The 11,006-nt window shown below is 67.3% G+C and carries 6 protein-coding genes and 1 pseudogene; 3 read left to right on the forward strand and 4 right to left on the reverse strand.

Translation table 11 applies throughout. The annotated features are described in order from the left end of the window. Nucleotides 1-54: 54 nt before the first annotated feature. The 4 genes from Q9R39_RS20730 to Q9R39_RS20745 form a co-directional block, all read right to left on the reverse strand. Entirely contained in the window at nt 55-1,509 is a 1,455-nt protein-coding gene (locus tag Q9R39_RS20730; RefSeq protein ID WP_226511873.1) for a wax ester/triacylglycerol synthase domain-containing protein, read from the reverse strand. Further along, nucleotides 1,506-2,999, reverse strand: coding sequence for an HAD-IB family hydrolase (locus Q9R39_RS20735; RefSeq protein WP_311278091.1), 1,494 nt, complete (start codon nt 2,997-2,999; stop codon nt 1,506-1,508). Before Q9R39_RS20735 ends, Q9R39_RS20730 begins: the two co-directional genes overlap by 4 nt. Then, nucleotides 2,996-5,341, reverse strand: a complete 2,346-nt coding sequence (locus Q9R39_RS20740; RefSeq protein WP_205334003.1) for a glycerol-3-phosphate 1-O-acyltransferase — start codon at nt 5,339-5,341, stop codon at nt 2,996-2,998. Before Q9R39_RS20740 ends, Q9R39_RS20735 begins: the two co-directional genes overlap by 4 nt. Before the next feature lie 201 nt (nt 5,342-5,542). Next, a complete protein-coding gene (locus tag Q9R39_RS20745; RefSeq protein ID WP_058252822.1) occupies nt 5,543-5,746 on the reverse strand; it encodes a cold-shock protein in 204 nt (67 codons plus the stop codon). A 217-nt stretch (nt 5,747-5,963) separates the two neighbouring features. Here Q9R39_RS20745 and Q9R39_RS20750 point away from each other — a divergent pair, with 217 nt between their 5' ends. The 3 genes and pseudogenes from Q9R39_RS20750 to Q9R39_RS20760 form a co-directional block, all read left to right on the forward strand. Then, nucleotides 5,964-9,404, forward strand: a complete 3,441-nt coding sequence (locus tag Q9R39_RS20750) for a protein kinase domain-containing protein (RefSeq protein WP_311278092.1) — start codon at nt 5,964-5,966, stop codon at nt 9,402-9,404. 115 nt (nt 9,405-9,519) lie between these two features. Further along, on the forward strand, nt 9,520-10,353 hold the full coding sequence (locus Q9R39_RS20755) for an aldo/keto reductase (protein ID WP_311278093.1): 834 nt from the start codon (nt 9,520-9,522) through the stop codon (nt 10,351-10,353). Between the two features lie 502 nt (nt 10,354-10,855). Next, nucleotides 10,856-11,006: pseudogene (locus Q9R39_RS20760) on the forward strand (IS110 family transposase); the annotation flags it as partial.

Consider the following 11,006-nt stretch of genomic DNA (forward strand, 5'->3'; position numbering starts at 1 on the left):
GGTTCTGACCATTCGGACTGGTTCGAATGCACAGAACGTGGGCCACGAGTTCCCTCACACCACCCGTCGCAGAACCCCCGGCACGACGTCGTCGTCGGCGGCGAGAGCCAGCACCTCACCGAAACCGGCGACGAGGCAGTCGGCGAACAACTCGAGGTCGGTGACCGCGGCGCCGTCGGAATTGATTCCGAGACAGGCCGTTCCGTTGTGGGTGATCATCGTCGCCATCATCGCGCAGCCGGGCAGCGGGCCGAACGGGAACATCCGCTCGACCTTGGCGCCGGCCACGTAGGTGTCCCACGGAATGCCCGGCACGTTGCTGGCCTGCAGATCGTTCTGGCTGGTCGTGCCGCTGAACTGCATGAGCACCGATCCGGGCAACCAGGCCATCACCGAGCCCAGGGTGTTGAAGATGTCGACGGCCGGTTCGTGCCGGGCGACGCGGACCTGTTCGCGGATGGTGAGGACCCGCTCGAAGGGGTCGGCGATCCCGACCGGTCCGGCGAGCCGTCCCACCGCGATCCGGTTGCCACCCGCCGGATCCTCCGGACGCCGCACCGAGATCGGGATCGCGACCGGCATCGTCTCGATCGGGGTGCCCATCTTCTCGTGATAGAGGCGGAAGCCGCCGATGAGCCCGGCGAGGTAGACGTCGTTGATCGACGCCCGCGTCGCCGTCGCGGTCGCCTTGAGGTCGGTGAACGGGACCTCGAACGCACTGAAACGCCACGACAGGCTCCGGTGCGCGAGCAACGGGGAACCCGGGGGACTGACCAGGCCCGCCACGCGTGGAACCGAGCGACCATAGCGGAGAACGGAACTCACTGCCTGGCGGGGATGTGCCAGCGCGCGGACGCCGCGGAAGGTCGTGTCGACACGATGCGGGATCCGCCGGATCTCCTCGTCCACCTGCCGGCGGAGCAGGTCGACGGGCGTGATGTTCACCGGGTCGGGACTCGGCGGCTGGGGTTTGCCCGGATTGTGTTCGCGTGTGGGCGAATGCAGCTGGGCGAGTCCGATGATCGCGCCCAGGCCGTCGGTGAGCGCATGGTGGGCTTTGAGGAAGTATGCGGCCTTGCCGTCCGGCAGCCCTTCGATCAGCGTGCCCTCCCACGGCGGCCGTGCGGCATCGAGCGCGGTCATCGCGAGCTGCTCGCACGTGACGAGCAGCTCACGCATGCTGCCGTTGCCGCCCAGACGGATTCGGCGCAGATGGTAGTGCAGGTCGAAGTCCGGGTCGACTGCCCAGCTGGGCGTTCCCATGCCGAACGGGGAGTCGACGACGCGCTGCCGGAATCGCGGGGCCATTCGGCTTCCCCATTCGTGGGCAGCCACGAGCCGGTCCCAGTCCGGGGCGCAGTCGTACACCTCGAGCATGCAGATGGTCCCGCGCATCCGGCGATCGGTGTCGCCTCGCCACATGATGGTGTCCACCGAGCTCATGTGGGGCTCGTTGGCCCAGTCGAGCGGTCGGTCCACCCCGTCGGTCAGGTCCGGTTCCTCGCTCACACTTGCCTCTCTTCCGGTACCTCGACCGGTGGCCGGGCGTCGTCGTCGGCGAAGAAGTCAAGCGGCCAGTCGGCCAGGGCGCTGATGTACATCTGCCGGACCTCCTCGGCGCGGTCGCCGATCTCGTCGGGCGACCAGTCGCTGGTGTCCACCGGCGGCAGCACCATCACCTCGACGGTCCCCGGTCGGATGAGTTGCGCACCGCGCCACATCAACTCGCCGGTGTTACGCAGGACCACCGGTACGACGGGGACACCCGCCTGCATCGCGATGTGGAACGGACCCTTCTTGAACCTGCCCACACGTGGTGTGGGCGACCGGGTGCCCTCGGGCGCGACCACGAGCGACATTCCCTCGTCCCGCAGAGCTGTGACGGCCGGCGCCAGCTGTTCGATCGCGCGGCCCGGGTCGGCGCGATCGATGAACACCAACCCGGCCTGCTGCAGGATCGGCCCGACCACCGGAACCCGTTGCACCTCCTTCTTGGCCACCCCCGTGGCCTCGGACCGCACGAGGTTGATCATCACCGGCAGGTCGAGTTTCGACTGGTGGTTGAACAGGAACACGCACGGCCGCGCCGACGTGAGGTACTCGCCTCCGTCGAGGACCTGCACGTGGATCCCGGCGAGTGACAGCCCGACGTCGGTACCGGTCGGCAGGGCCTCGACGAGTGCGGCGGGATCGCGTCGAACGAGCCCGGTGGTGACGCCCACCGCGGCGGAGGCGAGAAACGAACCGTAGAAGGCGCCGGTTCGGGCCAGCATCCCGAGCCGGTTGTACGTGGGGTTCTTCAGGTCGATGATCGGCCAGCCGCGGGATTCGGCCTCCGCCCGCAGTATTCGGCGCGGGGAGACCGCCGCCGGGTTGCCCACCGACTCCAGGTACGGGATGTCCTCGTTGCCGTCGCTGTAGGCGAAGGAGGCGTCGAGGTCGATGCCGTGCTCACGGGCGAGGGTGCGTACCGCAGCGGCTTTTCCCGGACCCCAGAGCGGGCGTCCCCGGATGTTGCCGGTGACCACCCCGTCGACGACCTCGACATCGGTGGCGAGTGCGAAGTCGGCCTCGATCTCCCGCGCGATGGGTTCGATCTGGAATCGGGTCGCCGACGACGCGATGACGACGGTGTGTCCCATCTCCCGATGCGCGCGCAGGATCTGCCACATCTGCGGCCGCAGCTTGGCCGCCGTCTCGTATTTGAAGAGGTGTTCGCCGAACTCGATCAGCTCGGCGTAGGTCTTGCCGGCGAACGTGGGACGCGTGGCGTCGAGCACTTCCGCGTAATCCTGTTCGGACACGACGCCGCGCAATCCGATGAGCAGGAAGTCGGCGAGTTCGCCGAAACCGAATTCCATGCTGCGCAAGCGTGCTCGCATGATGGCGGCGGCGGAGAAGCCCTCGATCAGGGTGCCGTCGTAGTCGAACAGCGCGGCGACCTTCTTACCGGTGGGTGCCGACCGGATGGCCCGCATCCGGTCGGTGAAGGCACTCATCGTGTCCCCTCCGACCAGATAGTGTCCATGGTGTCGGCTCCGCCCACGGCAGGCTGGAGATCCTCGATCGACGCGATCCGGGCCAGCCGCTCGCGCATCGATTCGACCTCGTCGAGCCAGTCCCGGCGGGCGGTCGCGAGGTCCGCGACCTCCTCGCCGTGGATCAGGTGGCGGTTGTCGGCGAGCTGATAACAGCCGTCGTAGAGGTCTTTGGAAACCGAGTCCTTGCTGCGCACAACACCTTGCAGGGACAGCTGGCGTCCCAGACCGAGGCATTCGACGATCAGGTCCTCCTTGTCGCGCGATGCGGTGCCGAGTTCCACGAGTTTGGTCGCGAAGACCAGTTGGGCGTCGAAGAACGGCTGCAGGGTGCGTCGGGCGAGGAGTCCGCCGGTATGGCCGTGCAGTATCTCGTAGGTCCACTCCTGCGTCGGCGTCACGGCACGCCAGCCCGGGGCCAGCAGATCGAGTTCGAGACCGAGTCGGTGCAGGAACTCGGTCTTGGCCGGGAAGAAGAACTCGAACTTGAGCAGATCGCGGATTCGCAGGGCCTCCCGTTGCGACGCCGCGAGCAGCCCCTCGTCGGCGAGCGGACCGTCGGCCGTCTCGTCGTATCCGACGGGGTGTTCGTCCGGCGGGATGTCGTCGGCCCGGACGTCACCGTCGGCCACGGCGAGCATGGCGACCTCGACGATCGCGCGGTCGACGAAGTGATGGAGCGCCCCGTTGCGGTAGTAGGCCGCGACCGCGTGGTTGTCCGGCACGATGGACCACACCGGTTCGGAACCGCCGTCGAAGCAGCTCACCACGCCGTTGCCGGCGAGGACCCGGAGAGTCTGGGTCAGCCCGACCCCGCGGCACAGGGCTGGGTCCGGGCCGGGTAGCTCGCGCCGGCGGATGTAGTCGAGCAGGGGAGCCAGGATGGCCTCGATCTCCGCGAGCGTATACGCCCTGTCGTGCGCGCCGAGGAGGGCGAAACCGGCCAGCGAGGTCGCCGAGATCGGGGTGGCGGAATTGATCTCGTCCATCACCCGGAACGCGACCTTCTCCAGTCGCGCGCGGCCCTCGCCGGCGTCGGCGAGAGCGGTCCGCAGCGAGATGGGGGTCCCGAATCGCACCCGGGCCTCGCCCAGGTAGGCGCGCTGCGCCTTCGCGTAGCGCAACAACCACCCGACGCCCTCGGGCTTCTTCGTGCCACCGGCGTCCTCGGCCGCCATCGCGCCGATCTCCTGGAGCTGGTCGTACACGATCGAGGTCGGCACGATCGTCACGTCGGCCTCGTCGAGCTGCCCCACCGCGTCGACGACGTAGGTGAGCAGTCCCAGTTTGGGCTTCCGGAGCTTGCCGGTCCGGCTGCGACCGCCCTCGATGTACCACTCCAGGTTGAAGCGCTTCTCGACGATGTAGGCGAGGTAGGAGCGCATCGCGAACTTGTAGACCGGGTCCGCGCCGAACTTGCGTCGGATGAAGATCATGCCGGCGCGGCGGGCCACCGGGCCCACCGGCCAGAACGAGAGATTGTTCCCGCCGAGCACGAGGTTGGGTGGGAAGTCGTTGTTGCGCAGCACTTTCGCCAGGACCAGCGGATCGACATAGGACCGGTGGGAGGGCAGGAAGATCAGGCCGGTGGACCTGTTGAGGGTGCGCAAGGTGTTGAGGTTCTCGACGTCGACGGTGACGTTCCAGGCCCGCTCGTGCAGTCGGTTGAAGGTCGCCGAGAACACGTCGTCCATGAGCCGGCTCTGGGTGGCGACGAAGGTCGAGAGTTTGTCGGTGGCCTCGGCGACCACCGCATCGGTGGGCCGACCCAGTTCGGCTGCGAGTTTGGCCGCGGACGTCTGGAATCGCGACGAACTGCTGATCTGCTCGGCGACCAGCCGGGGGACCTTGTAGCGATCACCGACGATCTGGCGTTCGGCTCGCTCGGCCGACACCGACGCCTGGAACAGGACGAACTGGGCGAACGGCGCACCCTGCGCCTGGTGATGGGCATACCGGGTGCGTAGTTCCTCGATCGTGGCGGGTGCACCGGCAACGACGCGGAGACTGTCCGGACGTCTCTTCCGGATCAGCGGCTGGACCGCTCCGAGCGGCCGCCGGGGATTGGACAGCACCAGGACGTCGCCCAGCGTGACCCGCCGCTCACCTTGCCGGACCGCCGGGAGCCAGACCGCCCGGACAGGCACGAGCAACGTCTCCGGCGCCATGCCGTCGAAGTCGATCTCCGCCGATCGGGAGATCGTCGCGTCCGGATAGTTCGCCGCCGTCCACTCGCGTACCGCCCGCATCTCGCACGACGTACGGGCTTTGGTCAGCACCACCACCGGATCGGTCACCTGCATCACCCTCACGTCTCTGGGGTCCGGCCCCGCCTAATTGTGACGTGGACTACGCCGAGGGGGGGTGGTTTTCGTCAGGACGACCGACGCGCCGCGAGGACTTTCGTGTGTAACCGGTCCGGCCAGATGATGTTCGGTCCGGAGACGACGAAACGCCCCATCCGACCGAGTGGCCGTCCGGGGCGTTTCGCGCAAGTCAGGAGCTCAGAGCGCGCTGACGTTGGTAGCCTGGGGGCCCTTGGCGCCCTGCTCGACGTCGAATTCGACGCGCTGGTTCTCTTCGAGGTTGCGGAAGCCGCTACCTTGGATCGAGGAGTAGTGGACGAAGACATCTGCGCCCTGGTCGTCGGGAGCGATGAAGCCGAAGCCCTTTTCGCCGTTGAACCACTTGACGGTTCCCTGTGCCATACTGCTGTACTTCTTTCTTCAGTGTGCGCAACCACCAAGACCGATGGCCGCCCGTCAACTCTGTCACAGATGAGGACCGTTGGGAAACGCAGGGCGCAATCGTTGTGGGCGGTCCGCTGCGCGGGTACCCCGTTCGAGAACGAAACCCGGGTGTTCGGGGTCTGCGTGAGTAGGCTGGACAGGGCACCACGCGATCGACCTGCGATCGAGGCACGTCATGGCCGAGAACGATCCGCTGACCACACAACGCGATGCCGTCCGCGACGTCGCCGGTGAACTGGTGGAAGCAGGTTTCGCCGATCCGGTCGAGATCGGTCGTGGTGGCTACGGTGCCGTATATCGCTGCCGCCAGCCCGCATTGGACCGCGATGTCGCGGTCAAGGTGCTGACCGACCACCTCGACGCGCAGAACCTCGAGCGGTTCGTGCGTGAGCAGCGTGCGATGGGACGACTCTCCGGGCACCCGAACATCGTCAACATCCTCGAGGTCGGGTCCACGCCCGAGGGCTTTCCGTTCATCGTGATGCAATACCACCCCCACGCATCGTTGGATCTGCGCATCCGCAGGGACGGTCCGCTCGACTGGCGCGACGTGCTCCGGCTCGGCATCAAGGTGGCCGGTGCGCTCGAGACGGCCCACCGGGCGGGCACCCTGCACCGCGACATCAAGCCGGGGAACATCCTGCTCACCGAATACGGCGAACCCCAGTTGACCGACTTCGGCATCGCCCGTATCTCCGGCGGCTTCGAGACCGACGCCGATCTGGTCACCGGTTCGCCCGCCTTCACCGCGCCCGAACTCCTCGCCGGTGCGACGCCATCAGTGACCTCCGACGTCTATGGGCTGGGCGCGACTCTGTTCTGTGCGCTGACCGGCCACGCGGCGTTCGAGAGGCGCAGCGGGGAGCAAGTGGTCGCGCACTTCCTCCGCGTCGCGAGCGAAGGAGTCCCCGATCTCACGTCGGCCGGATTCCCCGCGGAGGTGTCCGGCTGCATCGAACATGCGATGGCGCGCGAACCCGCCGACCGCCCCGGGTCGGCGGCAGAGCTGGGCGAGGAACTGCGGAACGCGCAGCGGCGGCTCGGGGTGCCACTCGACGGGATGGCGCTGCCAGACGGGGCCACGGTACCTGCTACCTCGACGACGACGACGACGACGCCGCGGCGGCGGACGACGATGACGCTGCCCATGCCGTCGACGAAATTCCGCCCACCCGTCCGGCCTCGGGCACAGGTCACCAGGGCCCGACTCCTGAAGACACTGCGCGACGGGAAGCTGCGCCGTCTCACGCTCATCCACGCACCCACCGGCTACGGAAAGACCACGGTCGCGGCGCAGTGGGCCGAGGAACTCGCCGTCGACGGCGTGCCGGTGGCGTGGCTGACGGTCGACGACACCGACAACGACGTCGCACGGTTTCTCGCCGACCTCGTCGAGGCACTGCGCCGGGCGGCCCCGGACGCCGTCGGCGACCTCGCGGCGGCGGTCGAGGAACACGGCGATCGTGCCGAGGAGTACGTGCTGACATCGCTGATCAACGAGGTTCACGAGCACGGCCGGCGCATCGCGCTCATCGTCGACGACTGGCACCGGGTGACGGACCCGGCGGTCATCGGAGTGATGGACTATCTACTCGAACACGGTTGTCATCACCTGCAGGTGATCGTGACCAGCCGCACCCGGAGGGGCCTCCCGGTCAGTCGCCTGCACGTCCACGACGAGATCATCGAGATCGACATGGAAGCACTGTGTTTCGACGAGGCGGAAGCCGGGCGGTTCCTCCTTGATGTCGCCGGTCTGGACCTGCGGGGCGACGAGGTCGCCGAACTGTGGTCATCGACCGACGGTTGGGTCGCGGCGCTGCAACTGGCGTGTGTGTCGCTGCGCCGATCCGGGCGTCCCGGCGAGCTGATCGGTGACATCTCCGGCCGGCACCATGCCATCGGTGACTTCCTCGCCGAGAACGTCCTGGGCGTGCTGGAACCGGAGGTCCTGCACTTCCTGCTCACCGTCTCGCTGCCGGAACGGATCTGCGCCGATCTCGCGACCACGCTGAGCGGCGAGGAGCGAGGACAGGCCATGCTCGAGGAGATCGAGCTCCGTGACCTGTTCCTCACCCGGGTCGATCAGGCCGGACAGTGGTTCCGATTCCACTCCCTGTTCGCCAAGTTTCTCCGGCGCAGGCTGGAACGCGATGAACCGCAACTCATTCCGCAACTGCACCGCAGGGCGTCGGAGTGGTTCGCGGGGCACGGAATGCTGACCGAGGCTGTCGACCATGCGCTCGCCGCCGGTGATGCGGACCGTGCCATCGAACTCGTCGAGACCGACGGCCGGTCACTCATCGAACACTCGCGAATGACCACCCTGATCACATTGATGGAGAAGTTGCCGCCTGTGACGGTGGCGGCCAACCCGATCCTGCAGATGCAACTCGCGTGGGCGAACCTCCTCCTGCACCGCGCCGCGCTCGCCGAAGCCTCCCTCGAACGGGCGCGGGTCGCACTCGAGCGACTGGCGAGGTCAGATGCTGCCCTGGGAATTCGCCGTGAGGCCGACATCGCCGAGGCGTGCGTGCGCGCCATCTCCGACCGGCTCGACGGGCTCGACGAACTGGTGGCGCGCCTGGCCGACGACCTCGACGGGTTGCCGCCGTTCCTCGTGTCGGCCATCCACAATGTCGGGACCCTCGGCGCCACCTTGCGATTCGACTTCGACGAGGCTCACCGCTGGCAACAACGCGCGATCCCGGCACACCGACGCAACACCGGTCCGTACGCGGTCATGTACGGCTACGGACTCGACGGGCTCGCCTACGTCGAACAGCTCGACCTCGATCGTGCCGAAGCATGCTTCCGTACGGGACTGCGGTTGTCGCGCGAACAGGGTTCGTCGACCCAGTCGCAGGGTGCGCAACTCGCCAGCGCCCTTCTCGCGGCGGTCCGGTACGAGCGCGGTGATCTGTACGAAGCCGAACGGCTGCTCGACGAGAGCTTCTTCATCGGGGCCGCCGAAGGCGTCGTCGACATGATCGAGGCTCGGCATCTCGTCGGGGCGCGCGTGGCGTTGTGCCACGGTGACCGGGCGGTCGCGGGGTCCTACCTCGACGAAGCCGTGGACATCGCCGAGCGGCTCGACACCCCGCGGCTGCGTGCCGTCGCCGAGAACGAGCAGGTGGTGAGGCACCTGCCGGCTCGTCGAGGGGTGTCTGCGCGTGTCGACGCCGACGCCGAGGTGCCGACACGCGGCATCGCGGCGATCGTCGCGCAACTCCATGCCGAGACCGCGATCCGGTTGATGCTCGACGCCGGCGAGTCCGCCGAAGCCCCTGACGTCGCCTGTCGATGGGCGCAGGAGTGGGTGAACAGGTTGGTCGGCAGCGGCCGCCACCGAGCGATTCTGCGGGCGCGACGACTCCTGGCGATGTGTCTCGACGCGGCCGGGCGGCCGGACGAGGCACGTGCACAGACCCTGGCTGTCCTGGCGCAGTGCGCAGCGTCGGGCATGGTTCGGTTCCCGCTGGATGGCGGCGACGACTTCACCCGGCTCGTCGACGACGTCGCCCGCGGTGTTCGTGCCGGTGACCGTCCCGCGCCGGCAGCGTTGTCGCCGGATTTCCTCGAGCGGTTGCTCGGCGCCGGCGGCACCCGTTCGTGACCGGCCGGGAATACCCGGATGGGCCGGTGGCCTTGAACCACAACGTGGCCCCAGACCGCCCGCCGCGCGGGTGCGGGGCAGAGGTAGACGACCCCTAGAGAGAGGACAAGTGCTCATGGCAGTCCCGAACATCACACTGAACAACGGAATCACCATCCCGCAGTTGGGTTTCGGAGTCTTCCAGGTTCCGCCGGAGGACACGCGTGAAGCAACTCTGACCGCATTCGAGGTCGGATACCGCCACATCGACACCGCGGAGATGTACGGCAACGAGAAGGGCGTCGGCGAAGCGGTCCGCGATTCGGGCATTCCGCGCGAGGACATCTTCATCACCAGCAAGCTGAACAACGGCTTCCACGACTACGACGACGCCCTGAAGGCGCTCGACGGAACCCTCGCCGACCTCGGCGTCGAGCAGATCGACCTCTTCCTGATCCACTGGCCACTGCCGGAGGTGGGCGATTACGTCCAGACCTGGAAGGCGCTCGAGAAGGCCTACGCCGACGGCAAGGCGCGCGCGATCGGCGTGTCGAACTTCCAGCAGGCGCATCTACAGCGTCTCTTCGACGAGACCGACGTCGTACCCGCGGTGAACCAAATCGAGGTGCACCCGTATCTGTCGCAGAACCCGTTGCGGGCGTTCAACTCCGAGCACGGTATCGCCACCGAGGCATGGTCCCCGATCGCGCAGGGCAAGGTGGCCGACGACCCGGTCATCACCGAGATCGCCAAGTCCAAGGACCGCTCGCCCGCGCAGGTCACCCTGCGGTGGCACATCCAGCGCGGCGACATCGTCTTCCCGAAGTCGGTGACCCGCTCGCGCGTCGAGGAGAACTTCGCACTGTTCGACTTCGAACTGTCCGACGACGAGGTCGCCCAGATCGACCGCCTCAACAGCGACGAACGCATCGGTCCCGATCCGGACACCTTCAACTACGTGCCGGAGTGATTAACCCCCTCTCGACTGTGCTCCCCTGAGGTGCGAGCGGTGACCCTTCTGCTCCCTGAAGTGCGAGCGGTGACCTCTTCTGTTCCCTGAGGTGCGAGCGGTGACCCTTCTGCCCCCTGAGGTGCGAGCGAAGCGAGCCTCGAAGGGCCTCGCAAGGTGCCTCACCAGGCCCTTCGTGGCTCGTCGCTATCGCTCCTCGCACCTCAGGGAGCGGGGGGTGGCGGCGCTATCGCTCGTCGCACCTCAGTATCTGCGGCCTGGCGGCCGTCGTGGGGGTCGAAGAGTTCGTGCTGGTCACCGGCGCGTGGGGGGTTGATAGTGGAGGGGTGGGATGCGGTGACCTTGAATTCCTCCCTTGTGCCGAAGAGCCAGTACCTCAGTGTGAGGCGCGGGGCCTGCCACGGGAATCGTGGATTGTTGCTACGAGCACGCGGATTAGACTCCTGCATTTTGTTCGCCCCGTCCGCAGCCCACTTTTCGAGGACTCGAAAAGGAGACCGAGATGGAAGTGCTGCATGCCCGATGCGCCGGGATGGATGTCTCCAAAAAGGATGTGAAAGTCTGTGTCCGAGCGGCTAGTCCGGGCCGAAAGACCCTGCAGGAGACCACGACCTGGTCGTCGATGACCGGCGACATTCTGCGGCTGCGGGACT

It is taken from the genome of Gordonia sp. AC31, assembly GCF_031844505.1.
GTDB classification, from domain to species: Bacteria; Actinomycetota; Actinomycetes; order Mycobacteriales; family Mycobacteriaceae; genus Gordonia; species Gordonia hongkongensis.

Coding starts and splice junctions, on each gene's coding strand:
- Q9R39_RS20735 (WP_311278091.1), bottom strand. CDS start 2,999: ATGAGTGCCTTCACCGACCGGATGCGGGCCATCCGGTCGGCACCCACC.
- Q9R39_RS20740 (WP_205334003.1), bottom strand. CDS start 5,341: ATGCAGGTGACCGATCCGGTGGTGGTGCTGACCAAAGCCCGTACGTCG.
- Q9R39_RS20745 (WP_058252822.1), bottom strand. CDS start 5,746: ATGGCACAGGGAACCGTCAAGTGGTTCAACGGCGAAAAGGGCTTCGGC.
- Q9R39_RS20750 (WP_311278092.1), top strand. CDS start 5,964: ATGGCCGAGAACGATCCGCTGACCACACAACGCGATGCCGTCCGCGAC.
- Q9R39_RS20755 (WP_311278093.1), top strand. CDS start 9,520: ATGGCAGTCCCGAACATCACACTGAACAACGGAATCACCATCCCGCAG.